This is a genomic window from Streptomyces sp. NPDC051940 (assembly GCF_040680895.1).
Taxonomy (GTDB): domain Bacteria; phylum Actinomycetota; class Actinomycetes; order Streptomycetales; family Streptomycetaceae; genus Streptomyces.
The window spans coordinates 1-25905 of the sequence record NZ_JBFAXR010000119.1 but is presented as its reverse complement, the minus strand read 5'-3'; the positions used below and the strand labels follow the sequence as shown (position 1 = coordinate 25905).

The following is a 25905-nucleotide window of genomic DNA, read 5'->3' as shown; positions in this document are numbered from 1 at the left end:
CCGGTCATGCCCGCGCGGCCCCCAGGGACGCGCGGACCGCGCCCAGCAGGCCCTCGGCGGCGCCCTCGATCAGCTCCAGGCACTCCTCGAAGCCGTCCATGTCGCCGTAGTAGGGGTCGGGTACGTCCAGATCGCCGGGCTCGGCGTCCGGGTCGTACGACAGCAGCAGCCGGACCTTCTCCGCGTCGGCGGGCGTGGGCGCCATCCGGCGCAGCTCCCGCAGATGGCCCTCGTCCAGGGCGATCACCAGGTCCTTCTCGGCGAACCACGACGCGTGGAACTGCCGGGCGGTGTGCTCGCTGTCGTACCCGTGCCGCTCGAGCACCCGGACCGCGCGCGGGTCGGCGGCGTCGCCCTCGTGCCAGCCGCCGGTGCCGGCGCTGTCGGTCTCGACGAGCGAGTCGAGGCCCGCCTCCTCGATCCGGGAACGGAAAACGGACTCCGCCATCGGAGAGCGGCAGATGTTGCCGGTACACACGAAACACACACGAAGGGGTTCAGCCATGCGCCCATCATGCGACAGGGGCGGCGGGGAGTCCCCGCCGCCCCCGCCGTCCGGGTCCGGTCCGGCTCAGTCGCGGTCCAGGACCAGGCTCAGCGCCCACGACACGATGCTGACGACCAGCGCGGCGCCGACGGCGGTCCAGAAGCCGTCCACGTCGAACTCCAGGCCCACCACGTCCGCGAGCCAGGACGTCAGCAGCAGCATCAGCGCGTTGATGACCAGGGTGAACAGCCCCAGCGTCAGGACCACCAGCGGCAGCGAGAACAGCTTGACGAGCGGCTTCACGATGGCGTTCACGACACCGAAGATCAGGGCGACGAGGACCAGGGTGAGGACCTTCTCGCCCGTGTCGCCGCTGAGCGTGATGTCATCTTTGAACAGCCAGACGGCGACGCCGAGCGCCGCCGCGTTGACCAGGGTCTTGACGATGAAACTCTTCATGGATGAGATCGTCTCCAGAACTGACGGGATCACACACAGAGGCAGGCTGACGCGATGATGGCATTCCGGCTGGACGAGCTGGAGGCGGAGCGCCGCGCGAACGACGGAGCGTACCTGCAGTTCCTCCGCGAACGGAATATGTCCGTCGGTTTGTACGCGCTGGACGCGGGTCAGTCCGATCCGCAGCAGCCGCACCGGCAGGACGAGGTGTACCTCGTGGTGAGCGGGCGGGCGTCGATCACGGTCGGGCAGGAGACGACGCAGGTGGCGCGGGGGTCGGTGGTGTACGTGCCGGCGGGCGTCCCGCACAAGTTCCACCACATCACGGAGGACCTGCGGGTGATGGTGGTCTTCTCCCCGCCGGAGGGCTGACCGGGACCGCGGTGCGGCGGTCCGGTGGGCGGTCCCGCTGAGGGTCCGCTCTCAGGGTTGTCCTCAGGGTTCGTTCCGGGGAGGACCGGGGCCGGGAGCACTCCCGTCCGCCGCGGTGCCGTCCTAGCCTGGAAGCACCGGGAAGGGCCCGGGAACGCAAGTGTCGACAGGAGTAACCGTGTCCGTCAGTGAGATCGCCAAGGGCCTGCCGTGGTGGGTCAAGTGGGTCGCCGTCCCGGTGCTGGCCATCGTCGTCTTCGGCGGGATGATCATGAGCCTCATCGGGTTCATCGTCGCCCTCGTCTTCAAGGTGCTGCTCTTCGCCGTGCTGGTGGCGGGCCTGATCTTCGTCGTACGGAAGTTCACCGGGTCCTCGTCCTCCCGCGACAGCTCCCGCAGCGAGTGGTGACCCCGGCCCGCCGGACCGGCCGCGCCGGCCGGGGCGCCCGATGAGGGCCGCCCCGGCCGCCGCACACAGGCCGCGGGGCTGCTGCCGCGCGGCCGGACTCAGTCGACCTTGATCTCCTCCACCCGGCGGCCGGACCGCTTCGGCGCCGGGACCGCCGCCTTCGCCGGGGCAGCCGCCTCCGCCTGCGCCGCGCCGTTCTGCTTGTCCATCGTGGCCAGCAGCTGACGTGCCAGCCCCAGACCCGTGCCGCCCATGGTCAGCGCCCGGGCGAACATGTCCGACATCCCGTCGGCCCCGTTCAGCAGCACCATGTGGTCCACGTTCCCGAAGGCCGACGCGCCGGCCTGGACGATCTCCGGCCACTTCTCGGCGAGCTGCTGGGCGACGACCGCCTCCTGGTTCTCCGCCAGCGCCGCCGCGCGCGCCTTGATGGCCTCGGCCTCCGCCAGGCCGTTCGCCTTCGCCGACTCGGCCGCCGCCAGACCCCGCGCCTTCGCCGACGCCGCCTCCGCCTCGCCCGTCACCCGGGTCGCCGTGGCCGTGGCCTCGCCGCGCGCCTTGGTCGCCTCGGCCTCCGCGCCCGCCGCGGTCTTCACCCGCGTCGCCTCGGCGACCGCCGCCAGCTCCGTCTCCCGCGCCTTGGCCTGCGCGGCCGAGATCCGGGCGTCGCGCTCGGCCTCGGCGAGGGTGCGCTTCTCGTACGCCTTGGCGTCTGCGGGCTTGCGCACGTCCGCCTGCAGCTGCTGCTCGCGGCGCTGCGCCTCCAGCTCCGCGACGCGGGTCTCCTGTACGACGACCTCCTGCCGGGCGCCGGCGGCCGCGAGCGGACCGGCCATCTCGGCGTGGGCGCCCGCCTTGTCACGCTCGGCCTGGTAGCCGGCCTGCAGGATCTCGCTGTCCCGGGTGGCCTCGGCCATCCGCGCCGCCGCGGCCTGCTCGGCCTCGGTGGCCAGCCGGTCCGCCTCGGCCTGCGCGATGCGCGCGTCCCGGCGTACGGCGGCGGCGTGCGGGGCGGAGAGGTTGTTGATGTAGCCGGTCGGGTCCTGGATCTCGTGGATCTGCAGCGAGTCGATGATCAGGCCCAGCTTCTCCATCTCGGAGCCGGAGGCGTGCCGGGTCTCCCCGGTCAGCCGCTCCCGGTCGCGGATCATCTCCTCCACGGTCAGCCCGCCGACGATGGAGCGCAGATGGCCCGCGAAGACGTTGTGCACCCGCTCGCCCATGAACCGCTGCTGGTCCAGGAAGCGCCGGGCGGCGTTGGCGATGGACACGTAGTCGTCGCCGACCTTGAAGATCACCACGCCGTGCACCTTGAGCGGGATGCCCTGCTTGGTGACGCAGTCGACGTTCAGCTCGGCCTCGTTGAGGTCGAGCGAGAGCTTGCGCACCACCTGCACGCCGGGCGTGACGAACGTGCCCCGGCCGGTGACGATACGGAAGCCCATGCCCTCCTCCAGCCCCTCCGTACGGTGCTTGGAGCCGGAGATGATGAGGGCTTCGTTGGGTTCGGCGACCCGCCACATGAGCTTGAAGATTCCGATGATGACAAGGGCGGCGACGACGGCCGCGCCCGCGATGAGGCCGATGAACACCGGCACACTCCCCCTCGATGCGTGCGGTCCCCCTGCGGGGCCGACGATCGCGAGTGTCCTCCTGCGATCGACGGGGGTTAAGGGCTTGCCCGGTTCTTGTCGCGTTCTTGACGCACAGTTGTGACGCCGCCGGGGTATGCACCGAACACCCTGCGCTCAGGGGCCTGTTGAGAAGGGGGACGGCATGGCGGACGCGACGGTGCTGGGCCTGCGCGGGCGGGTGACGGGCACGGTGGGACCGGGGCTGGTCGGCGAGGTGATGGTCCGGGTGCGCGGCGGCGCGGAGGCGTTCCTGGCGTACTCCTTCGACGGCGAGGCGCGTATCCCGGTCGGGACGCTGGTGGTCGTCGTGGAGTACGAGGCGCCGCGCACGGTGTACGTCGAACGGCTGTGAGCCGGCCGTCAGCGCTTGCGCCGCCGCCCCCGCCCGCCGGGCCGGGGAGGCGGCTGGTCGCCGCCGCCCCCGTAGGGCTGCGCGCCGCCGTCGTACGGCGGATACCCGAGCCCGGAGTCGTACGAAGGCCCACCCCCGTACGAAGGCCCGCCCCCGTACGAGGGCCCACCCCCCTGCGAAGGCCCGCCCCCGTACGGCCCGTACGCCTCCGGGTCCTCCCCGGCCGGCGGTCCGCCCCGGCGTGAGCCGGCCGGCGCCGGTGGCCGGTCCGTGGACAGCACGACCGCCGCCAGCGCCGTCGTCAGGGGCACCGACGCGACCAGGCCGATCGAGCCGACCAGCGTCCGCACGATCTCCTGGGTGACCAGCTCGCTGGTGAGCACCCCGCCGACGCCCACCCGCGCGGTGGTGAACAGCAGCAGCAGCGGCAGCGCGGCGCCCGCGTACGCCAGGACCAGGGTGTTCACCACGGACGCGATGTGATCGCGGCCGATGCGCATCGCCGCGCCGTACAGCTTCTTCCAGCTCGCCGACGGATCGGCCTGCCGCAGCTCCCACACCGCCGAGGACTGGGTGACGGTCACGTCGTCCAGCACGCCGAGGGAGCCGATCAGCACGCTCGCCAGCAGCAGACCGCTCATCTCGATGTCCGGGTACTGGTCGTGGATCAGCCCGGTGAAGTCGTCGGTGGAGCCGGTGAGTTTCGCCCAGCCGATGAAGATCGAGCCGAGCAGCCCGATGAGCAGCAGCGAGGCCAGGGTGCCGATGGCCGCCACGGACGTCCGGGCGTTGAAGCCGTGGCTGAGGTAGAGGGCGATCAGCATGATGGCGCTGCCGCCGATGATGGCCACCAGCAGCGGGTTCGACCCCGCGATGATGGCGGGCAGGATGAACAGGATCAGGATCCCGAAGCTGACCGCCAGCGCGATCAGCGCCGCCACCCCGCGCAACCGCCCGACCACCACCACGGCCAGCGCGAAGATGACCGCCAGCACCACCAGCGGCACCGTGCGCACCACGTCCACCACGGCGTACTGGACCTCCGGCGGGGCGTCCGGCTGGTACGACACGACCAGGTCCTGCCCGACGTCGTAGCGGCGCAGCGCGTCCGGCGTGACGATCTCCTTGAACGTCCGGCCCTTGTTCTTGCCGGAGGTGACCTCGATGGTGACCCGCTGGCACTTGTCGTCCTTGTCGGCGTTCTGCGACTGGGCGTTGACCTCGGCGCAGTCGACCTCGTCGATCTGCGTCACCGTCGCCCGCTGGCGCTCGGTGTCGAAACCGACGCCCGAGCGCTTGTGCTGCGGCGGTTCGCCCGGCCACAGCACGAGCATCCCGACGAGCACGAGCAGCGAGAACGGGATCAGCACCGCGGCGATGACGGTACGCAGCCGGCGTGAGGCGGGGGTCGCCGGTCCGTGGTCGTGGCTGTGGGAGTGGGCGTGGGAGTGCGTCACCGTCCGATCATCGCAGGGCGGAGCGCGAGGCTCCGCAGACACGTGCGAACGGGATCGCTCTGACACGCCATCAATCTGTAAATCATATGGATGGCATCCAAAACCGCCTATAACTGGCAGCTGATGCCCGGGTCTCCAGGACCGTGTCCCGCCGACCGGTCCCGACCGCGCCGACGCCCGGGCTCCGGAAGGAGAGACCCATGCACCGCGCCTGGCCGCCCGCCCTGGCCACCCTGCTGCTCGCCGGAGCCCTGTTCGGCACGGCCGGCTGGGTGCCGTCCGCGGTGGACTCCGGCCTGTCGGCGGTCGACGACCGGCTGACCGGCGACGGGAAGAAGGAGGCCGCGGAGCGCGCGGCCGAGCGCGCCCGGCAGGCCGCCGAGCGGGCCGAGCGGGTGAAGCACGAGCCGTACTGCACCCGGCGGCCGGGCCCGTACCAGCGCGAGGTCGAGGGTTATCTGGGGCTGCCGGCCGACGGCCGCCAGTCGCGCACGGACTGCCGCACCATCCAGGCGTACCAGCGCGACCGGGGCCTCGCCGAGACCGCGGGCCTCGCCGACGCCGCCACCCACGGGCAGCTCGCGCTGGAGAACATCGGCCCGGACCCCGACCCCGGGGGCCGCTGCCCGCGCGACGAGGGCCGGATCGTGTGCGTGGACCTGACGCGGCAGCTGCTGTGGGTGAGCGACGGTGGGCGCAAGGTGTACGGGGCGGTCCCGGTCCGCAGCGGGCGCGCGGGCCGCGAGACGCGGACCGGGCTGCACACCATCTGGCTGCGCGACCGCGACGAGTGGTCGTGGATGTTCGGCGAGCCCATGCCGTACGCCCAGTACTTCGACCAGGGGCAGGCGCTGCACGGCGTCATGGACCGCGACATCCACCGGCCGATCGGCTCGCACGGCTGCGTCAATCTGCGGCTGAAGGACGCCGAGGCGCTGTGGGGTCTGCTCCGGGACGGCGACCCGGTCTTCGTGTACGGCGAGCGGCCCGCCCCGCGCTGACCGCCCGGCACTGACACCACGTCACACGGCCCCGCGCCGGGATTCACCGTCCGTTCACCGCGAATCCCCCGGTCCGCACTCCCGTGCGCATAGCGTCCGAGCCCGGACGAACCTAACCGGAGGGGACCGTGCGCAAGTTTCTGCCGCTCATCAGCTCACCGCACCCGGGCGGCCGTGCCGCTCTCACCTGCCGCTTCCGCTGCGGCGACGCCTGCTTCCACGAGGTGCCCAACACCAGCGGCAACACCTACGTCGGCGACGTCATCGCCGAGTCGCTCTCGCGCCGCGGCATGCTGCGCGCCGGCGCCGCAGCCACCGTGATCGCCGCGACCGGCGCCGGGGCGCTGACCGCCGGGGCGCCGAAGGCCCAGGCCGCGGACGCGGCGGCCGCCGCGGACACGTTCGGCGCGGGCGCGGCGCGGGGGCTGCGCTTCACGCCCGTACCGCCGAACACCACCGACGCGGTGACCGTGCCGGGCGGCTACGGGCAGAACGTCGTGATCCGCTGGGGCGAGCCGATCCTGCGCGGGGCGCCCGCATTCGACCCGGAGAACCAGTCGGCCGCCGCCCAGGCGGGCCAGTTCGGGTACAACAACGACTTCCTCACCCTGCTGCCGCTGCCCCGCGAGGGCGGCCGGCAGGTGCTCGTGGCCAACCACGAGTACACCGACGAGATCCTGATGTTCCGCGGCTACGACGCCGCGAACCCGACTCGCGCGCAGGTGGAGACCGCCTGGGCCGCGCACGGCCTGTCGGTCGTCGTGGTCGAGGAGGACCGCCGTACGGGCGCGCTCACCGCCGTCACCCGGCACCAGCTCAACCGCCGCCTCACCGCGACCAGCGAGTTCCGCCTCACCGGCCCGGCGGCCGGCAGCGATCTGCTGAAGACGTCCGCCGACCCGACCGGCACCAAGGTGCGCGGCACCCTCAACAACTGCTCGGGCGGGACCACCCCGTGGGGCACGATCCTGTCCGGCGAGGAGAACTTCAACCAGTACTTCGCCAACGCGGGCGCCGTCACCGACCCGGTCCTGAAGGCGAAGCTGGCCCGTTACGGCCTGACCACCGGCGCCTCCGAGCGCAAGTGGGAGCGCTTCGACGACCGCTTCGACCTGACCAAGGAGCCCAACGAGGCGAACCGCTTCGGCTGGGTGGTCGAGGTCGACCCGTACGACCCGGAGTCGACGCCGGTCAAGCACACCGCGCTCGGCCGCTTCAAGCACGAGGGCGCGAACGTGCGCCTGACCGCGGACGGCCGCGCGGTCGCCTACTCGGGCGACGACGAGCGCTTCGACTACCTGTACAAGTTCATCTCGAAGAAGCGCATGATGCGCGGCACCTCCCCGGCCGCGCGCGAACACAACATGACGCTGCTCGACGAGGGCACCCTGTACGTCGCGAAGTTCACCGGCGACAGCCCGGCGGCCGAGATCACCGGCACCGGCGCGCTGCCGTCCGACGGCGAGTTCGACGGCGTCGGCGAGTGGATCCCGCTGGCCAGTGGCGACGTCTCGTACGTCGAGGGCATGACCGCCGAGGAGGTGTACGTCTACACCCGCCTCGCCGGCGACAAGGTCGGGGCCACCAAGATGGACCGCCCCGAGGATGTCGAGCCGAGCCCCCGCACCGGCAAGCTGTACGTCGCGCTGACGAACAACACCCAGCGCGGCACCACCGGCAAGGCCCCGGCGGACGAGATCAACCCGCGCAACGCCAACAAGCACGGGCACGTCCTGGAGCTCAGCGAGTTCTGGAACGACCCGACGGCCAAGCGCTTCGCCTGGCGGCTGTTCCTGGTGTGCGGCGACCCGAACGACCCCTCGACGTACTTCGCGGGCTTCCCGAAGGACAAGGTCAGCCCGATCTCCTGCCCGGACAACGTCACCTTCGACGTCTACGGCAACCTGTGGATCTCCACGGACGGCAACCAGCTCGGCTCCCACGACGGCCTGTTCGGCGTGGCGACGTCCGGCGGCTACGAGGGCCAGGTCAAGCAGTTCCTGACGGTGCCGCGGGGCGCGGAGACGTGCGGCCCGGTCGTCCAGGAGCGGCGCGTGCTGGTCGCCGTGCAGCACCCGGGCGAGATCGACGGCGCCAACGTGGACAACCCGGCGTCGGCGTGGCCCGACGGGGCCGGCAAGTACGTGCGTCCGGCGGTCGTCGCGGTGTGGCGCGAGAACGGCGGCGCGATCGGCGCGTAGGGCGTCCGGTCACCCCGGATCCGGCGGGCAGGGCGTGTGGGGCGCCCTGCCCGCCGTCGTCTCCGGGGACGCGTCGGCGGTCCCTTCACACGGCGATGATCTCGACGCCCTGGTCAAGCCCTTTGAAGTCGTCGGCGTTGCGCGTGTAGAGCGGGAGTCCCTGGGCTGCGGCGGTCGCCGCGATCATCAGGTCCATGCGCCGCGGCCCGGGGTCACGCTTGGCCCGGATCAGCATCGCCACGAGAGTGCCGAACCGCCGGGCGGCTTCCCGGTCGAAGGGGATCGCCGCGAAGTCGGCTTCGGCGTCGGCGAGTCGCTGTGAGCGGGCCAGTATCTCGACGGGGTCCCGCGTCATGGCGACGCCCTGGGCCAGCTCCGCGAGCACCACCGCGGGAACGGCGATCTCCAGGGGCAGCCTGGCCGGATCGAGGTCCGGAAGGTCGATGAGCACGCAGGTGTCGACGAGCCCGCGCTCCCGCTGAACCGTCATGCCCGCCCCCACGGATCGTCGGCCTCGTCGACCCGGTCCTCGGTGCCGAAGAACTCGTCCGCCTCGCGTCGCATCTGAGCGGCGTCGACACGTGGCGCCGTCCGCCACTTGCGCTGCAGCTCGGCCACCGGCACGAAGCGGCGGCGTGCGCTGATGGGCCGGACCTCGGCGATCTCCGTGCCGTTCCGCGTAATGCGGTAGATCTCGCCCGCCTCGACCTCATCGAGCACTGCCTTGGACCGTGCGGCCAGCTCTCGCTGCGTGATGGTCTTCATTCCCCCAGCGTATTGCACTGTAATGCACCGTGCAACGGCGCATTGCGTGAGGCCCGGCGGCAACGGGACGACCCCGCGGCGCAGCGGCGCCTGTCCTCACCTGGGCTTTCAAGTCTGGGCGACAGGGCTTGGCCGGCGCGGCCGGCGGCGTGCCAGGGTGCTGGTGACGGCCCGCAGCCGGGCCGCTGAGCTGAGGGGGACCAGGGTATGTCTCGTATTCGATGGGGAAGCCGCGCGCTGATCGCCGGGGCCGTGGCGGCGGCGACCCTGTTCAGCCTGAGCGGGACCGCTCAGGCGTCCACCACGGTGGTCGACGGCAGCGGGGCGCTCACCGACGACTTCGCCGACCACTTCGCGGAGCTCGGCAACTCGCTGTGCAATGGGTGTGGCGACTCGTCGAACACCGATCTCGTCCTGATGTGGCAGGCGGTCCTCTACTCCGAGGGCTATCTGACGAAGAGCGGCCTCGACGGCAGGTTCGGCTCGGGCACCGCGACGGCGACGAAGAAGTGGCAGCTCAAGGCCGGTCTCACCGCGGACGGGAAGGTGGGCAACGCCACCTGGGGCAAGGCGGACGGCCGCCTGTACTGGTCCAAGACCTCCAGCGGCAGCTGGTACGTCAAGTACAACGCCGTCAACGGCAGTGGGGTCGTGACGTTCGTCCGGGGCAAGAGGGTCTACGGCTCCACGGGCAACTACTACCTCATCGGCGCGAGAAACGGCTCCGGGACCGCCGCCAAGTCCACCCGCACCACGAGCACCATCAACCTGTTCAGCCGCGACATCTCCCTCATCTGACCACGAGCAGGTTTCACTCGGGTCCGCCGCGGCCGGCTACTTCCGCGCGTACAGCCGCATCGTCACCGGTCCGAACACCGCCAGGATCAGCCCCGCCCAGCCCAGCGTCCACGCGATGTCCGCCGCCGGCCGGTCGCCGGCCATCAGGCCGCGGACCGCCGAGGCGAGGTGCGTGATCGGGGAGTTGTTGGTGAACGCCTGCAGCCATCCCGGCATGGTGCTGGTGTCGACGAACACGTTGCTCAGGAACGTCAGCGGGAAGATGATCATCATGCTGACGCCCATCACGGACTTCTCCGTACGCAGCAGCAGGCCGAACATCGTCCACACCCAGGAGAAGGCGAAGGCGAACACCAGCAGCAGCGCGACGCCGAGCACCACCCCGACCACGCCGCCGTCCGGCCGGAAGCCCATGATCAGCCCGACCACGAGCATCACGACGGACGCGATCGTGTACCGCAGCGCGTCGCCCAGCAGATAGCCGACCATCACCGACGGCCGCCAGATCGGCAGCGTACGGAAGCGGTCGAAGACGCCCTTCTCGATGTCGGTGTTGACCGACACCCCGGTGTACATCGTGATCATCACGACCGACATCACCAGGATGCCCGGCAGCAGGAACTGGATGTACTGCGACGGCGAGCCGGCCAGCGCACCGCCGAAGAGGTACGTGTACATCAGCACCATCATGATCGGGAAGGCGGTGACGTCGAAGAGCTGCTCCGGCACGTGCTTGATCTTCAGCACCGCCCGCCAGCCGAACGTCAGCGAGGCGGACCACGCACTCGGCCGGGGCGGCCGCTCCTCGGCCACCAGCAGCTCGGCCAGGGACTCGGCGGTGATCGGGGCAAGCTCCTCGGTGCGGGTCTCGGTCGCGGTGCTCATCGGACGGCCACCTCCTCGGGCCCGGAAGCCCCCCGGTCGGTCAGTGCCAGGAACACCTCGTCCAGACTCGGCTGCCCCAGCGAGAAGTTGTCGACGGTGATCCCCGCCCGCGCGAGCTCCGCCAGCGCCAGCGACGCGGCCTGAGCCGCGCCCGTGCCGTTGCCGCCGACCCCGACGCGCGCGGTCAGCGCCACCGGGTCCGGCTCCAGCTGCACCGTGGCGTCCAGCACCGGCTCCAGTACGGCGGCGGCCTCGGCCCGCTGCGCCGGATCGCGCAGCCGGACGTGCACCGAGCCCGCGCCCACGGACGCCTTCAGCTCGCCCTTGGTGCCCTCGGCGATCACCTTCCCGTGGTCGATCACGGCGATCCGCGACGCCAGCTGGTCGGCCTCGTCGAGGTACTGCGTGGTCAGCAGCACGGTCGTGCCCTGGGCGACGACCGCCCGCACGATGTCCCACACCTGGTTGCGGCTGCGCGGGTCCAGGCCCGTCGTCGGCTCGTCCAGGAACAGCAGGTCGGGGGTGTTGAGGATGGACGCGGCGATGTCGATCCGGCGCCGCATGCCGCCGGAGTAGTTCTTGACCTGCCGCCCGGCCGCCTCGGTGAGCCCGAACGCCTCCAGCAGCTGCGCGGAGCGGGTGCGCGCCGCGGCCTTGCCGTGGCCGAGCAGCCGGCCCAGCAGCACCAGGTTCTCGGTGCCGGTGAGGTCCTCGTCCACCGAGGCGTACTGCCCGGTGAGGCTGACGCGGCTGCGTACGGCGTCGGCGTCGGAGACCACGTGGTGGCCGAAGACCCGGGCCTCGCCGCCGTCCGGCCGCAGCAGGGTGGCGAGCATCTTCACCGTGGTCGTCTTGCCGGCGCCGTTGGGCCCCAGCACCCCGTACACCGTGCCGGTGGGGACGCGCAGGTCCACCCCGTCCACGGCGCGGGTCTCCCCGAACACCTTGACCAGTCCCGAGGTCTCGATCGCCAGGTCTGACGCGTGCGTACTCATCGCCACCTTCGTCCTTTCCCTCTCCTCAGCGTGCTACGGGACGTACCGGCGCGCAGCGCGGGCGGACCCTCTGCAGGGATGGACCGGGCGGGCGCCCGGAACTCATCGCGGCGGCGCGGCGGACCGGAGGGTTCACGGTGCGGCGTCGCGCGGACACGGTGCGCCGCGGGGCGGCCCGCGGGCCGCCCGCGCGCGGGGCTGCCTAGACTGACCGGTCATACCGCCCGTACCTAGGACCGGGGACGCACCATGCTCACGATGCAGGACGCACTGTCGGCGCTCGACGCCTATTGGACCCGGGCCGGCTGCATGACCGCCCAGCCGATGAACACCGAGGTCGGCGCGGGAACGCTGAACCCGGCGACCTTCCTGCGCGTCCAGGGTCCCGAGCCGTGGCGGGTGGCGTACACCGAGCCGAGCGTGCGCCCCGACGACTCCCGGTACGGCGAGAACCCGAACCGGCTGCAGACGCACACCCAGTACCAGGTGATCCTCAAGCCCGAGCCGGGCAACGCCCAGGAGCTGTACCTGGGCAGTCTGCAGGCGATCGGCATCGACACCGCCGCGCACGACATCCGCTTCGTCGAGGACAACTGGGCCTCGCCGGCGCTCGGCGCCTGGGGGCTGGGCTGGGAGGTCTGGCTGGACGGGCTGGAGATCACCCAGTTCACCTACTTCCAGCAGGCCGGCGGCATCTCCCTGGACCCGGTGTCGGTGGAGATCACCTACGGCATCGAGCGGATCCTGATGGCGCTGCAGGGCGTCAGCCACTTCAAGGACATCGCGTACGCCCCGGGCATCAGCTACGGCGAGGTCTTCGGCCAGGCCGAGTACGAGATGAGCCGCTACTACCTCGACGAGGCGGACATCGAGGCCAACCAGGCCCTGTTCGACACCTACGCCGCCGAGGCCCGCCGGATGCTGGACGCGCGGCTACCGGTGCCGGCGTACTCGTACGTGCTGAAGTGCTCGCACACCTTCAACGTGCTCGACGCCCGCGGCGCCATCTCCACCACCGAACGCGCCCGCGCCTTCGCCCGGATGCGGCGCCTGGCGCATGAGGCGGCCGAGCTGTGGGCCGAGCGCCGCACGGAGCTGGGGCATCCGCTGGGGACGGCCGAGGCGCCGGCGGCGCCCGAGGTCCAGGCCGAGCACCGCGATCCGGTGGACGGGCCGCAGACGCTGATCTTCGAGATCGGCGTCGAGGAGATGCCGCCCGCCGAGGTCGACCGCAGCGCGGAGGCGGTCCGGCAGGCGCTGGCCGAGAAGCTGGCCGGGACGGCGCTGCGGTACGCCGGGCTGTACGTGCACGCCACGCCCCGCCGGGTGGTGGCGATGCTCGGCGGCGTCGAGCCGCGCGAGGACGACCGCGAGGAGACCGTGCGCGGGCCGCGCACCTCCGCCCCCGGGCAGGCCGTCGAGGGCTTCGCCCGCAGCCAGGGCCTGCCGGTGGCGGAGCTGGGCCGCATGGAGTTCAAGGGGAACGAGCACGTCGCGGTCACCCGCGTGGTGCCCGGGCGCGCGGCGCTCGACGTGCTGGCGGAGCTGCTGCCGCAGGTGGTGACGGGGCTGCGGGCCGAGAAGAACATGCGCTGGAACGCGCCCGGCCTGTCCTTCACCCGGCCGATCCGCTGGATCCTCGCCCTGCTCGGCGAGGACGTGGTGCCGTTCACCGTCTCGAACCTGGCCTCCGGCCGTACGACGTATCTGCACCGCACGGCCGCGCAGCCGTCGGTGGACGTGGCGACGGCCTACGAGTACTGGGCGTTCCTCGCCGAGCACGGCGTGGTGGCGAGCGCGGACACCCGGCGCAAGATCGTGGTGCGGCAGGCGGGGGAGCTGGCGGCCGGGGCGGGCGGGAGCGTCGACACCACGGCGTACGCGCCGCTCGTCGCCGAAATCGCGAACCTCGTCGAGTGGCCGACGGGGATCCTCGGCTCCTTCGACCCGAAGTACCTGGAGCTGCCCGCCGCCATCCTCACCACGGTGATGCGCAAGCACCAGCGCTATCTGCCGGTGCAGGGCGCGGACGGGGCGCTCATGCCGCACTTCGTCGCCGTCGCCAACGGTGCCTGCGACCACGACGTGGTGCGGGCCGGCAACGAGGCGGTGCTGCGGGCCCGTTACGAGGACGCGGCGTTCTTCTGGCGGGCGGACCTCGAGACCCCGCTGGCCGACATGAAGGCCAAGCTGGCGCTGCTCACCTTCGAGGAGCGGCTCGGTTCGATGGCCGACCGGGCCGGGCGCATCGCCTCGATCGCCCTCACGCTGGCCGACCGGATCGGGCTCGCGGGCGAGGACCGGGTGACGCTGGAGCGCGCCGCGGCGCTCGCGAAGTTCGACCTGGGCTCGCAGATGGTGACCGAACTGTCGTCGCTGGCCGGGCTGATGGCGCGGGAGTACGCCGCCCGCGCCGGGGAGACGCAGGCCGTCGCCGAGGCCCTGTACGAGATGGAGCTGCCGCGCGGCGCGGGCAGCGCGCTGCCGGCGACCCTGCCCGGGGCGCTGCTGGCCCTCGCGGACCGGTTCGATCTGCTCGCGGGGCTGTTCGCGCTGCGCTCGGCGCCGACCGGCAGCTCGGACCCGTTCGGGCTGCGGCGGGCGGCGCTGGGTGCGGTGAACATCCTGCGCTCGCTGCCGGGCCTGGCCGGGCTCACGGTGTCCGACGGGCTGGCGGTCGCCGCGGCGGTGCAGCCGGTCGCCGCCGACGACGTGGCGCTGAAGGAGGCCGAGCAGTTCGCGGTGCGGCGCTTCGAGCAGTCGCTGCTGGAGGCGGGGCTGCCGCACGCGCACGTGCAGGCGGTCCTTCCCCAGGGTGTGGACCCCGCGCGGGCCTCGGCGCTGCTGGGCGAGCTGGCGGAGCTGGCCGGTACGGAGGCGTTCGACCGGGTCGCGGCGGCGGTGCAGCGGGTACGCCGGATCGTCCCGGCCGGGACCCCCGCGGCGTACGACCCGGCGCTCTTCGACTCGGCGGCGGAGACGGCGGTGCACGAGGAGCTGACGCGTACCCGGGAGGCGCTGGCGGGCGACACCCGGCTCGGCCCGTTCGTCGCGGCCTTCGCGCCGCTGGCGACGGCGGTCGACGCGTTCTTCGACGAGGTCCTGGTGATGGCGGAGGACCCCGCCGTCCGCGCCAACCGCCTGGGCCTGCTCGCCTCCCTCCGCGACCTCGCGGACCCGGTGCTGGGCTGGGACGAGCTGCGCTGACGCGCGGCCCGCAGACGTCGGAGGTGGCAGCGGCGATGACGATCGACGCACCGGTGCTGGAGGGCGCGCGGGTGCGCCTGGAACCCCTGGACCAGGGGCATGCGGCGGATCTCGCGGAGGCGGCGGCCGACCGGTCGTCGTTCCGGTTCACCCCCGTGCCGGAGCCCGCGGGGGTGCGGGCGTACGTCGACGGCCATCTGCGGCGGGCGGCGGCGGGGCAGTTGGCGCCGTACGCCCAGGTGCTGCGGGCGACGGGCCGGGCGGTGGGCGTCACGTCGTACTGCACGCCGCGCTGGTGGCCGGACGGGCGCGGGCTGCACGGCGTGGAGATCGGCTGGACCTGGCTCGGGGCGGCGGCCCAGGGCACGGGGGTGAACGCGGAGGCGAAGCTGCTGCTGTTCCGGCACGCGTTCGGCACGCTCGGGGTGCGGCGCGTCGATCTGATGACCGACGCCCGCAACACCCGCTCCCGCGCGGCGATCGAGAAGCTCGGCGCCCGGCTGGAGGGCGTCCTGCGCAGCTACGCGCTGTCGTGGGTGCCGGGGGAGGAGGGCACGCTGCGGGACTCGGCGATGTACGCGGTCACGGCGGCGGAGTGGCCGGCCTGCGAGGCGCTGCTCGTGGAGCGGCTGGCCCGGTACCAGTAGCGGGCCCGCGTCACAGCGTGGCGGCCTCCACCGCCCGTTGGCGCAGCGCCGCCCACGCCGGGAGCAGTGTCGCGGTGAGGGACAGCGCCGCCGCGCCGGCGACCACCGCGCCGTAGATCCACCACGGGCCGGTCGGCAGCCAGCCGCCGGCCGCCGCGTGCGCGAAGGGCACCAGCGAGGTGGACGCGGCCAGCGTGCCGAGCGCCACCCCGATCGCCGCGACGACCAGCGCCTCGACGGTCAGCGTCCGCAGCACCTGCGCCTTCGTGGCGCCCACCAGCCGCTGCATGCCGAACTCGCGGCGGCGGTCGCCGACCGACAGGACCAGGGAGTTGACGACCGAGATCGCGGTGTACGCCACGATCATCGCGATCAGCAGGTAGTTGATCACCGCCTGGGTCTGCGTGTCCTCGTCGTGCGCCGCGATGAGCTGCGAGCGGTCGGCGACCGTCAGCCCCGGGGCCAGGTCCGCGAGCCGGGGCAGCGCGGCCGGGTCGGCCCGTACCAGGATCTGGCGGGGCAGCCCCGTGTCGGTGTGCGCCGCGAGCAGCGGGGCCGGCAGGAACGCCGTCTCGTACCCCGCGCGCCCCTCGAAGAGCGCGGCGATCCGCACCCGTACCTCCGCCCCGTCGCCCAGCCGCAGCGCGAAGCCGTCCCCGACGCCCTTGCCCAGCGAGCGCGCCCGCGCCTCGCCGAGCGCCACCGTGTCGCCCGTCAGGTCCGCCAGGCTGCCGGCCGTCGGGGTGATCGCCGTCGTACGGGCGGCCGCGTCGCCGCTGACGCCCTGCAGCGGGATGCCGTCCTCGTCGGTCGCGCCGTCGATGAAGCCGGTGCCGGTGGTGTACGCGCTCGCGGCCTCGACGCCGGGCGTGGCGCGGACGCGGTCCAGCAGCGCCGGGGTGACCCCGCCGGCCGCGGGGGTGAGGACGGCGTCGGCGCGCAGGTTCGCGGCGTAGGCGGCGCGGGTCGCGTCGGTCTGGGTGGTCTGGAGGTAGAGGTTGCCGACGGCCATGCCCGTCGCCAGCATCACCGGCGTGACGACGGCGGCCGTCCGCACGGCCCGCACCCGGGCCGTCGCGACCGCGAGCCTGCCGCTCGTACCGGTGAAGAGCCGCACCAGGGGCCCGGCCAGCACCGCCATCAGCTTGGTGAGTCCCGGCCCGAGCAGGGCGAGACCCAGCACCGCGCACAGCACGGTCGGGCCGGCGGTGCTCGCGGCGACCGGTCCGTCGAAGAGCAGCACCGTCAGGGTCGCCAGGGCGGCCGCCCCGGCCAGGAACAGCACCGCCGCGACGATCCGCACCGGGTGCGCCCACTTCTGCGGCGCCTCCGCCTCGCGCAGCGCCTCCACGGGCCGGACCCGCACCCCGCGCCGGGCCCCGGTCCAGCCGCCGAGCAGCGCGGTGAGCAGCAGGGCGCCGCCCGCCGCGACGGCGGGGATCCACCCCTGCTCGTACCGTACGGCCGGGGAGACGAACCCGGAGTCGGTGAACCGCCCGAACAGCCACCGCCCCACCGGCGGCCCCGCGAACCACGCCGCCCCGGCGGCGGCCAGCGCCACCAGCAGCGTCTCGGTCAGCAGCATCCGCCGCAGCTGGCGCCGCGTACCGCCCACGGCCCGCAGCAGCCCGAACTCGCGGCGGCGCTGCTGCACGGAGAGGGAGACGGTGCCGGAGACGACCATGACGGCCACGCAGGTCGCCATCCCGCCGAAGACGGCGGAGATCGAGATGAGGTCGCTGCGGCCGGTGACGACCCCGGGGTGCTCCACCGCGCCCCGGTCGTCGCCGCCCGACACCGTGACGGCCAGCGGGGCGAGCGCGTCCTCGACCCGCCCCTTGTCCGCCGTCCCGAGCACGCCGAGCGCGGCCACCTCGGGCGCGATGCGGCGGGCCTCGCGGTCGGCGAGGAAGACGACGTCCTGGTCCACGCCGTGGCGCGGGCGCACGACGCCGCTCACGGTGTACGTCCGCACGCCCCCGGCGGCGGCGATCCGCAGCCGCTGCCCCACCTCGCCGCGCTCCACGGCCACCTCACCGGCGCGCTCGGGGGCGCGCCCGTCCGTCAGCTCGTACGGCGTGAGCGCGGCGGAGGCCCACCCGTACCCCTGGACGGGGCCCGCGCCCAGCACGGCGGCCTCGAAGGCGTGCTCCTCGACCACCCCCCGTACGCCGGGAACGCCCCGCAGCCTCTCCCCCGCCCCCGCCGGCACGGGCACCCGCTCGGGCATCACGGCGGTGTCCTCGTCGCCCATCGGGTACGACCGCTCCCCGCTGACCACGAGCGGCGCGGCGGCGAGCCGCTGCGCGGGCGCGTTGTTGCGCACGCCCGTCTCGAGCAGCCCGCCGCAGGCCATGACGATCACGGCCCCGAGGAACAGCGCCACGAACGTGGCGGCCAGACTCCGCTTCCGGTACCGGATGGTCCGCCAGGCCAGCCTGAACATCGCACTCCCCGTCCGTCGTTTTCGTCCCGCGTTCCACGCTAGGGACGGGCGGTGGGGCAACCCATGGGAGTGACGCCCGGGTTGGAGGTGGGGATAACCCCCGGCCGTCCGGTGCGGGAGCCGGACCCCGCTTCGAAGACAAAACAGGCAATACTGGGCGAATGGACAGAAGCGCGCCGTACGTCTGGGTGCAGCGTCGGCTGACCAGCGGGCCCCATGTGACGCGATGGCGCGTCCTCGCCCTGGCCGTCGTCTTCACCCCGCCCCTCCTGGGCGCCCTCAGCTCGCCGCACACGGGGTTCCTGCACGACCGGCCGACCGGCATCGCCGCGATCGTCGTGCTGGCCGTACTCAGTCCGCTGTGCCGGCGGTACGTCGACGCCTACGCCGTGGTGAGCCTGGTCGTCTTCCTCGTCACCGGGCAGACCGTCTGCCTGGCGATCGCCCTGTACGCCGCGACCCGGGAGCGGCGGCTGGTGTGGGTGGCGGTGATGATGGCCGTACCGAGCGTGCTGTCGCTCGCCAGCCCCGACTCGCTCATCGTCCACACCAGCCACGCGGGTTTCACCCTCGCCACCAACTGGCTGCTCACCCTCGCCCCGGTGATGGTCGGCATCGCCGTGAACCAGGGCGAGACCAACGCCGGCCTGCTCGCCGACCACGAGCGCGAAGAGGCGCTGCTGCGCGAGTCCCTGCTGCGCGAGCGGCGCTACGAGCAGCGCGACCGCCTGGTCCGCACGATCCACGACGGCGTCGGGCACCAGATCAGCCTGATGGCCGTGCAGTCCATGGCGATCGCCGCCCGCCCGGACACCGCGCCCGAGGTGCGGGAGAAGTGCGGCCTGATCCAGGACGCGGGCGCCGGCGCGATGGAGGCGCTGCGCAACGTGCTGCGGGTGATGAAGGACGACGAGGCGGACGGCCCCGACGGCCCGGACGGCCTCGGCGAGCCGGAGGTCTCGCTCGCCGACCTGGACGATCTGGTCAGCACCTACCGGCAGTACGGCCTCGACATCACCGCCCGGATCGACCCGAACGTCGACGCCGGTCCCGCCTCCGGCACGCTGCTCTTCCAGGCCGCCGAGGAGGGCTTCAGCAACGCCGTCCGGCACGCCCGGGGCGCGGACGTCACCCTGCGGCTCGCCGAGGTGGAGCCCGGCACCGTGCTGCTGGAGGTGACGAACACCGCCCCGGACAAGGTCGCTGCGGACTCCGCGCTGCCGGGCACGGGGCACGGGCTCGGCAGGCTCGCCGCGGCGGTCAAGGCCGCGGGCGGCGCCCTCGCGGCGGGTCCCGACGGGGACGGCGGCTATCTGCTCGCGGTGCGGCTGCCCATCGCGAACTGACCTGGTGTCACCTTGGGGCGACTCGTTGTTCACCTCGTGTTGGCTTGCACGCAGACACCTGGTCCGTCCCACCCACTTCGATGGTGCACGCCCGGGCTCACAAACCTCACCAACTCCCACCTGGCATGGCCGACCGACCATGCCCCCTCACGACATCGAGGCAGTGAGCGTGCATACCTCAACCCACCTCCGCCTGGGCGCTCTGATAGCCGTCCCCGCGCTCGCCGTCGCGCTGAGCGGCTGCGGGCTGCTGGACAAGGACGCCGAGGCCAGCTCCGGCGACGACTCGTCGTCGTCCTCGTCCGTCGCCGGCGCCATCGCCGTCGACGGATCCAGCACCGTCGCCCCGCTGACGCGGGCCGCCGCCGACCGGTTCGAGGCCGAGAACTCCGGTGTGGCGATCTCCGTCGCCGACAACGGCACCGGCGCCGGCTTCGAGGCGTTCTGCGCGGGCGAGACGGACATCTCCGACGCCTCCCGTCCCGCCAAGGACGAGGAGAAGCTCGACTGCGCCCAGAACGACATCGCCGTCGAGGAGTTCACCGTGGCCAACGACGCGCTGACCGTCGTCGTCCACAAGGACAACGACTGGATCGACTGCATCACCACCCAGCAGCTGAAGAAGATCTGGCAGCCGGGCTCGAAGGTCACCAACTGGAACCAGGTGGACCCGTCCTACCCCAGTCAGCCGCTCGAACTCTTCGGCCCCGGCATCGACTCGGGCACCTTCGACTACTTCACCGACGCGATCAACGGCGAGGAGAAGGCGTCCCGCTCCGACTTCACCCCGAGCGAGGACGACAACGTCATCGTGCAGGGCGTCGCCTCCAGCCCGGGCGGCCTCGGCTACTTCGGCTACACCTACTACGAGGACAACGCCGACGAGCTGAAGGCGCTGCGGATCGACGCCGGGGACGGCTGTGTGGCGCCGAGCGCCAAATCGGTCCAGAACGGCACATACGCCCTCAGTCGACCGCTGTTCATCTATCCCTCGTCGGCCGCACTGGAGCGCCCCGAGGTGCTGCAGTTCGTGGAGTTCTACGTCGACAACCACGCCTCCATCGCCAAGGAGGCGAAGTTCATCCCGCTCAGCGCCGAGCAGGAGAAGAAGCTGCGGACGGCGCTCTCCAGGCTCAAGAGGGCACACGGGTAACGGCGTTCATCTGCGCACACGCGAAAGATAACGCCGGGATAACGCAATCACCGACTGGCGCGCGGATATTCACCTTGCGTTAACCCCTTTCGCCCGCTCGCGTCTGCATCCGGGACCTTCCATGGGTCCTGCCCGGGGCTTCCCGGGTGAAGCCAAGTCCCCTTCCGACTGGGGGAATCCGTGCCACGCGAGGGAGAGAGCGCCATGCGCCCCGTCCAGGTGACGACATGGGCATAGCCAAGGCCGGGGGACCGGCTGTGCCCGGACCGCGCCTGCCGGGCAGGGTGCTGCTGCTCGCCGACCCGGACGAGCAGGTGGCGCACGATCTGGCCGAGCATCTGGCCGGCCACCAGGTGAAGGTCGTCTTCTGCTCCGACGGGGCGGAGGCGCTGCTCCAGGTGGGCCTGCAGCGTCCGGACGTGGTGCTGGTCAGCGCCCGGCTGCCGCTGGTGCCCGGTGCGAAGGTCGTCGAGGTGCTGCGCCGCCGGTGCACCGTCCCGGTGATCATCGGAGTCGGTCCGGACGACGCCGAGGACGCCGTACAGGCGCTGACCGCGGGGGCCAGCGCCTGCGTGGCCCGTCCGTACCGCCCGTACGAGGTGCTGAAGATGCTCGGGGTGACCGGGCCCTCGGTCCAGGAACTGGACGAGTCCGTCACCGCCGGCCCCTTCAGCATCAACCCGGCCACGTTCGAGGCACGGATCGGCGGCCGGCTGGTGCAGCTGCCGCTGCGCGAGTTCAAGCTGCTGCACCTGCTGGTCGCGCACGCCGAGAAGGTCGTCACCCGCGACCAGATCAGCGCCGAGCTCTGGGGCGGCAGCGCTCCGAAGTCCAACACCATCGCCGTCCACATCAGACGGCTGCGGGACCGCATCGGCGATGACCCGCACGATCCTTCGGTGATCCTCACGGTCCGGAACGTCGGTTACCGGTTCGTGCCTCCGCCAGGGGGAGCGGCATGAGATCACCGGACACCCGGGCCGCAAGGCCACGTCACCACCTCTTCATCACGCACGCCGCCAAGCCAAGTGCGGCCTCAGGAAGGAAAGACACCGAAGTGAAGCTCCAGCGCAAGAACGGGTTCCGCGCCCTGACCCTCGGCGCCCTCGCCGTCTCCGGCGCCCTGGTTCTGTCGGCGTGCGGTTCCGACGACAACACGGACGGCGACAAGCCCTCCGACGGCAAGTCGACCGCGGCCGCGGCCGGCGATGTGAAGTGCGCCGGCAGCGGCGAGCTGCTGGCCTCCGGCTCCTCCGCCCAGAAGAACGCCGTCGACCAGTGGGTCAAGGACTTCCAGGCGGCCTGCTCGGGCCTGACCGTCAACTACAAGCCGGTCGGCTCCGGCGCCGGTATCCAGGAGTGGCTGAACGGCCAGACCGCGTTCGCCGGTTCTGACTCGCCGCTCAAGCCCGAGGAGCTCGAGGCGTCGAAGAAGATCTGCACCGGCGGCCAGGGCATCAACATCCCGATGGTCGGCGGTCCGATCGCCGTCGTGTTCAACGTCGAGGGCGTGGACAAGCTCTCCCTGGACGCCGCGACGATGGCGGACATCTTCAGCGGCAAGATCACCAAGTGGGACGACGAGGCGATCAAGAAGCTCAACCCCGACGCCTCGCTGCCCGGCACCAAGATCCAGCCGGTGCACCGCTCCGACGAGTCCGGCACGACCGACAACTTCACCAAGTACCTGAACTCGGTCGCGCCCGACGCCTGGAAGTGGGAGCACGACAAGAAGTGGCCGGTCGAGGGCGGCCAGGCGGCCGACGGCTCCTCCGGTGTGGCCTCGCAGGTCGGCCAGACCTCCGGCTCCATCTCCTACGTCGAGCTCTCCTACGCCACGGGCAGCAGCCTGAAGACGGTCGACGTCGCCACCGGCGCCGCCACCCCGGTCGCCGCCACCATCGAGAACGCCTCCAAGGCGATCAGTGTGGCCAAGAAGACCGGCACGGGCTCCGACCTGGCGCTGGAGATGGACTACGCCACCAAGGAGGAGGGCGCCTACCCGATCGTCCTGGTGACGTACGAGATCGCCTGCGACAAGGGCAACAAGGCCGACACCCTCGAGGCCGTCAAGTCCTTCCTGGGCTACACCGCGAGCGAGGCCGGCCAGGCGTCGCTGAACGCGGCCGGCTACGCGCCGCTCCCGGCCGAGCTGGTCACCGAGGTCAACAAGGTCGTCGCCGCCCTTGCCTGACCCGAACCGCTGAACCGGTCAGCCCGGGGTGCCGCAAGGCGCCCCGGGCCGACCGCCCGTCCGGTGCACCGCCACCGGGCCGGCCGGCGCTGTGACCGGCGCCGCCCGCCCACCCAGACCGGAGATCCGATATGACTGCCACACCCGTGGAGACCACGGACCAGCCGCCCCGCCCGGCGCCGCAGCTGAGCCAGGGCAAGGGGCCCACCCGCATGGGCGACCGGGTCTTCCTGGGCCTGTCCCGAGGCTCGGGCATCACCCTGCTCGTCATCATGGCCGCCATCGCGGCCTTCCTCGCCTACCGCGCGGCCCTCGCGCTCGCGGACAACGAGGGCAACTTCCTGACCACGTTCGAGTGGAACGCCAACGCGAACCCGCCGGTGTTCGGCATAGCCGTGCTCGTGTTCGGCACCATCGTGTCCTCGGTCATCGCGATGGCCATCGCGGTGCCGGTCGCGGTCGCGATCGCGCTGTTCGTCACCCACTACGCGCCGCGCCGGATGGCGACCCCGATCGCGTACGTCATCGACCTGCTGGCGGCCGTGCCGTCGATCGTCTACGGACTGTGGGGCGCGCTCTTCCTCGTCCCGCACCTCACCGGGTTCTACACCTGGCTGGACGAGTACTTCGGCTGGACCGTGGTCCTGTCGTACGACGGCTCCGCGCCCCGCTCGCTGATGACGGTCGGCATCCTGCTCGCCGTGATGATCCTCCCGATCATCACCAACGTCAGCCGCGAGGTCTTCCGGCAGACGCCGCAGATGCACGAGGAGGCGGCGCTGGCCCTGGGGGCCACCCGCTGGGAGGTCATCAGGACCGCGGTGCTGCCGTTCGGCCGCTCCGGCGTGATCTCCGCCTCCATGCTGGGCCTCGGCCGGGCGCTGGGCGAGACGATGGCCGTCGCCACCGTGCTCTCCCCGTCCGCGCTGATCAACCCGGAGCTGCTGCAGCCTGGCGGGGGGACGTTCGCGCAGAACATCGCCTCCGCGTTCAAGGAGGCCGGCCAGTACGGCCGTGACGCGCTGATCGCCTCGGGTCTGGTGCTCTTCGTCATCACCCTGCTGGTCAACGGCGCCGCCCGGCTGATCATCGCCCGCCGCAAGGAGTACTCGGGGGCCAACGCATGACCGCGACCGTCAACGACACGATCCCCGAGGCCGCCGGCGTCCCCGACGTCCTCGGCATACGCCAGCCGCGGCTGCCCCGGTGGGCGCCCGTCGCCACGGCGGTCGGCGCCGTGGCCGCCGCCGTCGCCATCGGCCTCGGGGCCGGGCTGTCCAACCGCATCCAGTGGGGCCTGATAGCCGCGCTGCTGTACGTCGCCGGCTCGTACGCGCTCGCCACGGCCGTGGAGGGGCGCCGGCAGGCGAAGGACCGGCTGGCGACCGCGCTGATGTGGGCCGCGTTCGTGCTCGCCGTCATCCCGCTGGCGTCCCTGGTCTGGGAGACCGTCGACCGCGGGGCGAAGGTGCTCGACGCGGAGTTCCTCACCCACTCCATGAACGGCGTGATCACCCTGCAGCCCGGCGGCGGCCTCTACCACGCGCTGCTCGGGACCATCGAGCAGGTGGCGCTGGCCACCGTGATCTCCGTACCGATCGGCCTGCTCACCGCCATCTACCTGGTGGAGTACGGGCGCGGCCGGCTCTCCCTGGCCGTGACGTTCTTCGTGGACGTCATGACCGGCATCCCGTCGATCGTGGCGGGTCTGTTCGTCCTCTCCGTATGGATCATGATCCTCGGGTTCGGCTACTCCGGCTTCGCCGGGGCGCTGGCGCTCGCGATTCTGATGATGCCCGTGGTGGTGCGCTCCACCGAGGAGATGCTGAAGCTCGTCCCCAACGAGCTGCGTGAGGCCTCCTACGCCCTCGGCGTACCGAAGTGGAAGACGATCCTGAAGATCGTGCTCCCCACCTCGATCGGCGGCATCACCACCGGCGTCATGCTGTCCGTCGCCCGGATCACCGGCGAGACCGCCCCGGTCCTGCTGCTGGTGTTCGGCAATCCGGCGATCAACAACAACCCGTTCGAAGGCTCCCAGGCGTCCCTGCCGCTGTACGTGTACGAGCAGTGGGCGAACGGCAACCAGGCCAGCTGGGACCGCGCCTGGGCCGCGGCGCTCGTGCTGATCGCCTTCGTCATGATCCTCAATCTGCTGGCCCGCGGCATCGCCCGCTGGAAGGCACCCAAGACCGGCCGCTGACGGCCATCAGGACAGGAGAGCAACCATGGCCAAGCGCATCGACATCAGCGGACTCAGCGCCTACTACAGCAAGTTCAAGGCGATCGAGGACATCTCGATGTCCATCGAGCCCCGCTCCGTGACCGCCTTCATCGGCCCGTCCGGCTGCGGCAAGTCCACCTTCATCCGCACCCTGAACCGGATGCACGAGGTGACCCCGGGCGCCCGGGTCGAGGGCAAGGTCCGCCTCGACGACGAGGACCTGTACGGCGCGGGCGTGGACCCGGTGTCCGTACGCCGTGTCGTCGGCATGGTCTTCCAGCGGCCGAACCCGTTCCCGACCATGTCGATCTACGAGAACGTGGCGGCCGGTCTGAAGCTCGGCGGCAAGATCAAGAAGTCGGAACTCGACGGCATCGTGGAGAAGTCGCTGAAGGGCGCCAACCTCTGGAACGAGGTCAAGGACCGCCTGAACCGCCCCGGCTCCGGGCTGTCCGGCGGCCAGCAGCAGCGGCTGTGCATCGCCCGCGCCATCGCGGTCGAACCGCAGGTGCTGCTGATGGACGAGCCCTGCTCGGCGCTCGACCCGATCTCCACCCTCGCCATCGAGGACCTGATCGGCGAGCTGAAGCAGCGCTTCACGATCGTCATCGTCACGCACAACATGCAGCAGGCCGCCCGGGTCTCCGACCGCACCGCCTTCTTCAACCTGGCGGGTGTCGGCGAGCCCGGCAAGCTCATCGAGTTCGACGACACCGAGCGCATCTTCTCCAACCCGTCCGTCAAGGCGACGGAGGACTACGTCTCGGGCCGCTTCGGCTGACGGCGGCGGTACGAAGGTCCTCTCCGACCGCATCGTCATCAAGATCACGACGAAGCCCGGCGAGACGTTCATCGACCGCATGATCAACCTGG

At 71.9% G+C, this 25905-nt stretch carries 24 protein-coding genes; 15 read left to right on the top strand and 9 right to left on the bottom strand.

Annotated elements, in window-relative coordinates:
* Window positions 1–4 precede the first annotated feature (4 nt).
* Window positions 5–505: a low molecular weight protein-tyrosine-phosphatase gene (locus AB0M28_RS32155; protein ID WP_365412833.1), complete on the bottom strand. Its 501-nt coding sequence runs from the start codon at window positions 503–505 to the stop codon at window positions 5–7.
* 66 nt (window positions 506–571) lie between these two features.
* Window positions 572–946, bottom strand: a complete 375-nt coding sequence (locus AB0M28_RS32150) for a phage holin family protein (RefSeq protein WP_365412831.1) — start codon at window positions 944–946, stop codon at window positions 572–574.
* Window positions 947–1000: 54 nt separating this feature from the next.
* Here AB0M28_RS32150 and AB0M28_RS32145 point away from each other — a divergent pair, with 54 nt between their 5' ends.
* Complete coding sequence (locus AB0M28_RS32145; RefSeq protein ID WP_365412829.1) at window positions 1001–1318, top strand: cupin domain-containing protein; 318 nt, start codon at window positions 1001–1003, stop codon at window positions 1316–1318.
* A 178-nt stretch (window positions 1319–1496) separates the two neighbouring features.
* Window positions 1497–1727 (top strand): DUF5326 family protein, encoded by a 231-nt coding sequence (locus tag AB0M28_RS32140; RefSeq protein ID WP_365412827.1) that lies wholly within the window; start codon window positions 1497–1499, stop codon window positions 1725–1727.
* Window positions 1728–1825: 98 nt separating this feature from the next.
* Here the strand turns inward: AB0M28_RS32140 and AB0M28_RS32135 are convergent, their stop codons facing one another.
* Window positions 1826–3319 carry an SPFH domain-containing protein gene (locus AB0M28_RS32135; protein WP_365412825.1) on the bottom strand — a complete coding sequence of 498 codons (1494 nt, stop codon included), beginning with the start codon at window positions 3317–3319 and terminating at the stop codon, window positions 1826–1828.
* A gap of 184 nt (window positions 3320–3503) precedes the next feature.
* Here AB0M28_RS32135 and AB0M28_RS32130 point away from each other — a divergent pair, with 184 nt between their 5' ends.
* Complete coding sequence (locus AB0M28_RS32130) at window positions 3504–3713, top strand: hypothetical protein (RefSeq protein WP_365412823.1); 210 nt, start codon at window positions 3504–3506, stop codon at window positions 3711–3713.
* Between the two features lie 8 nt (window positions 3714–3721).
* On the opposite strand, the gene AB0M28_RS32125 is transcribed toward AB0M28_RS32130, so the two are convergent.
* A complete protein-coding gene (locus tag AB0M28_RS32125; RefSeq protein ID WP_365412821.1) occupies window positions 3722–5170 on the bottom strand; it encodes a YibE/F family protein in 1449 nt (482 codons plus the stop codon).
* Window positions 5171–5370: 200 nt separating this feature from the next.
* Here AB0M28_RS32125 and AB0M28_RS32120 point away from each other — a divergent pair, with 200 nt between their 5' ends.
* Window positions 5371–6171 (top strand): L,D-transpeptidase, encoded by an 801-nt coding sequence (locus tag AB0M28_RS32120; RefSeq protein WP_365412819.1) that lies wholly within the window; start codon window positions 5371–5373, stop codon window positions 6169–6171.
* A 128-nt stretch (window positions 6172–6299) separates the two neighbouring features.
* Window positions 6300–8372, top strand: a complete 2073-nt coding sequence (locus tag AB0M28_RS32115) for a PhoX family phosphatase (RefSeq protein WP_365412817.1) — start codon at window positions 6300–6302, stop codon at window positions 8370–8372.
* Between the two features lie 85 nt (window positions 8373–8457).
* Here AB0M28_RS32115 and AB0M28_RS32110 read toward each other — a convergent pair whose 3' ends face one another.
* Together AB0M28_RS32110 and AB0M28_RS32105 are read right to left on the bottom strand one after the other, a co-directional pair.
* Entirely contained in the window at window positions 8458–8862 is a 405-nt protein-coding gene (locus tag AB0M28_RS32110; RefSeq protein WP_365412815.1) for a type II toxin-antitoxin system VapC family toxin, read from the bottom strand.
* Window positions 8859–9137: a type II toxin-antitoxin system prevent-host-death family antitoxin gene (locus AB0M28_RS32105; protein ID WP_365412813.1), complete on the bottom strand. Its 279-nt coding sequence runs from the start codon at window positions 9135–9137 to the stop codon at window positions 8859–8861. Before AB0M28_RS32105 ends, AB0M28_RS32110 begins: the two co-directional genes overlap by 4 nt.
* A 207-nt stretch (window positions 9138–9344) precedes the next feature.
* Between AB0M28_RS32105 and AB0M28_RS32100 the strand changes: the two genes are divergently transcribed.
* Entirely contained in the window at window positions 9345–9935 is a 591-nt protein-coding gene (locus tag AB0M28_RS32100; protein ID WP_365412811.1) for a peptidoglycan-binding domain-containing protein, read from the top strand.
* 36 nt (window positions 9936–9971) lie between these two features.
* Here the strand turns inward: AB0M28_RS32100 and AB0M28_RS32095 are convergent, their stop codons facing one another.
* Complete coding sequence (locus tag AB0M28_RS32095; protein ID WP_365412809.1) at window positions 9972–10820, bottom strand: ABC transporter permease; 849 nt, start codon at window positions 10818–10820, stop codon at window positions 9972–9974.
* On the bottom strand, window positions 10817–11815 hold the full coding sequence (locus tag AB0M28_RS32090; RefSeq protein WP_365412807.1) for an ATP-binding cassette domain-containing protein: 999 nt from the start codon (window positions 11813–11815) through the stop codon (window positions 10817–10819). Before AB0M28_RS32090 ends, AB0M28_RS32095 begins: the two co-directional genes overlap by 4 nt.
* Window positions 11816–12073: 258 nt before the next feature.
* On the opposite strand from AB0M28_RS32090, the gene AB0M28_RS32085 reads away from it, so the two are divergent.
* On the top strand, window positions 12074–15022 hold the full coding sequence (locus tag AB0M28_RS32085) for a glycine--tRNA ligase (RefSeq protein WP_365412805.1): 2949 nt from the start codon (window positions 12074–12076) through the stop codon (window positions 15020–15022).
* Window positions 15023–15057: 35 nt separating this feature from the next.
* A complete protein-coding gene (locus AB0M28_RS32080; RefSeq protein ID WP_365412803.1) occupies window positions 15058–15669 on the top strand; it encodes a GNAT family protein in 612 nt (203 codons plus the stop codon).
* 10 nt (window positions 15670–15679) lie between these two features.
* On the opposite strand, the gene AB0M28_RS32075 is transcribed toward AB0M28_RS32080, so the two are convergent.
* Window positions 15680–18115 carry an FtsX-like permease family protein gene (locus tag AB0M28_RS32075; RefSeq protein ID WP_365412801.1) on the bottom strand — a complete coding sequence of 812 codons (2436 nt, stop codon included), beginning with the start codon at window positions 18113–18115 and terminating at the stop codon, window positions 15680–15682.
* A 161-nt stretch (window positions 18116–18276) separates the two neighbouring features.
* Here AB0M28_RS32075 and AB0M28_RS32070 point away from each other — a divergent pair, with 161 nt between their 5' ends.
* The 7 genes from AB0M28_RS32070 (at window position 18277) to pstB (ending at window position 25813) form a co-directional block, all read left to right on the top strand.
* Entirely contained in the window at window positions 18277–19461 is a 1185-nt protein-coding gene (locus AB0M28_RS32070) for a histidine kinase (RefSeq protein ID WP_365412799.1), read from the top strand.
* Window positions 19462–19630: 169 nt separating this feature from the next.
* Window positions 19631–20614, top strand: coding sequence for a PstS family phosphate ABC transporter substrate-binding protein (locus AB0M28_RS32065; protein WP_365412797.1), 984 nt, complete (start codon window positions 19631–19633; stop codon window positions 20612–20614).
* A gap of 227 nt (window positions 20615–20841) precedes the next feature.
* Window positions 20842–21576, top strand: coding sequence for a response regulator transcription factor (locus AB0M28_RS32060; RefSeq protein ID WP_365412795.1), 735 nt, complete (start codon window positions 20842–20844; stop codon window positions 21574–21576).
* Window positions 21577–21671: 95 nt separating this feature from the next.
* Window positions 21672–22808 carry a phosphate ABC transporter substrate-binding protein PstS gene (gene pstS / locus AB0M28_RS32055; protein WP_365412793.1) on the top strand — a complete coding sequence of 379 codons (1137 nt, stop codon included), beginning with the start codon at window positions 21672–21674 and terminating at the stop codon, window positions 22806–22808.
* A 212-nt stretch (window positions 22809–23020) separates the two neighbouring features.
* Window positions 23021–23935 (top strand): phosphate ABC transporter permease subunit PstC, encoded by a 915-nt coding sequence (pstC, locus tag AB0M28_RS32050; RefSeq protein ID WP_365412835.1) that lies wholly within the window; start codon window positions 23021–23023, stop codon window positions 23933–23935.
* Complete coding sequence (gene pstA, locus AB0M28_RS32045; RefSeq protein WP_365412791.1) at window positions 23932–25011, top strand: phosphate ABC transporter permease PstA; 1080 nt, start codon at window positions 23932–23934, stop codon at window positions 25009–25011. Before pstC ends, pstA begins: the two co-directional genes overlap by 4 nt.
* A 25-nt stretch (window positions 25012–25036) precedes the next feature.
* On the top strand, window positions 25037–25813 hold the full coding sequence (gene pstB / locus AB0M28_RS32040) for a phosphate ABC transporter ATP-binding protein PstB (RefSeq protein WP_365412789.1): 777 nt from the start codon (window positions 25037–25039) through the stop codon (window positions 25811–25813).
* Window positions 25814–25905 lie beyond the last annotated feature (92 nt).

Bases quoted from the DNA above. Each gene is read 5' to 3' on its own strand.
- AB0M28_RS32075 (WP_365412801.1), bottom strand. From the start codon at position 18,115: ATGTTCAGGCTGGCCTGGCGGACCATCCGGTACCGGAAGCGGAGTCTG.
- AB0M28_RS32080 (WP_365412803.1), top strand. From the start codon at position 15,058: ATGACGATCGACGCACCGGTGCTGGAGGGCGCGCGGGTGCGCCTGGAA.
- AB0M28_RS32145 (WP_365412829.1), top strand. From the start codon at position 1,001: ATGATGGCATTCCGGCTGGACGAGCTGGAGGCGGAGCGCCGCGCGAAC.
- AB0M28_RS32120 (WP_365412819.1), top strand. From the start codon at position 5,371: ATGCACCGCGCCTGGCCGCCCGCCCTGGCCACCCTGCTGCTCGCCGGA.
- pstA (WP_365412791.1), top strand. From the start codon at position 23,932: ATGACCGCGACCGTCAACGACACGATCCCCGAGGCCGCCGGCGTCCCC.
- AB0M28_RS32110 (WP_365412815.1), bottom strand. From the start codon at position 8,862: ATGACGGTTCAGCGGGAGCGCGGGCTCGTCGACACCTGCGTGCTCATC.
- AB0M28_RS32060 (WP_365412795.1), top strand. From the start codon at position 20,842: ATGGGCATAGCCAAGGCCGGGGGACCGGCTGTGCCCGGACCGCGCCTG.
- AB0M28_RS32150 (WP_365412831.1), bottom strand. From the start codon at position 946: ATGAAGAGTTTCATCGTCAAGACCCTGGTCAACGCGGCGGCGCTCGGC.
- pstB (WP_365412789.1), top strand. From the start codon at position 25,037: ATGGCCAAGCGCATCGACATCAGCGGACTCAGCGCCTACTACAGCAAG.
- AB0M28_RS32100 (WP_365412811.1), top strand. From the start codon at position 9,345: ATGTCTCGTATTCGATGGGGAAGCCGCGCGCTGATCGCCGGGGCCGTG.
- AB0M28_RS32155 (WP_365412833.1), bottom strand. From the start codon at position 505: ATGGCTGAACCCCTTCGTGTGTGTTTCGTGTGTACCGGCAACATCTGC.
- AB0M28_RS32090 (WP_365412807.1), bottom strand. From the start codon at position 11,815: ATGAGTACGCACGCGTCAGACCTGGCGATCGAGACCTCGGGACTGGTC.
- AB0M28_RS32085 (WP_365412805.1), top strand. From the start codon at position 12,074: ATGCAGGACGCACTGTCGGCGCTCGACGCCTATTGGACCCGGGCCGGC.
- pstC (WP_365412835.1), top strand. From the start codon at position 23,021: ATGGGCGACCGGGTCTTCCTGGGCCTGTCCCGAGGCTCGGGCATCACC.
- AB0M28_RS32070 (WP_365412799.1), top strand. From the start codon at position 18,277: ATGGACAGAAGCGCGCCGTACGTCTGGGTGCAGCGTCGGCTGACCAGC.
- AB0M28_RS32095 (WP_365412809.1), bottom strand. From the start codon at position 10,820: ATGAGCACCGCGACCGAGACCCGCACCGAGGAGCTTGCCCCGATCACC.
- AB0M28_RS32105 (WP_365412813.1), bottom strand. From the start codon at position 9,137: ATGAAGACCATCACGCAGCGAGAGCTGGCCGCACGGTCCAAGGCAGTG.
- AB0M28_RS32130 (WP_365412823.1), top strand. From the start codon at position 3,504: ATGGCGGACGCGACGGTGCTGGGCCTGCGCGGGCGGGTGACGGGCACG.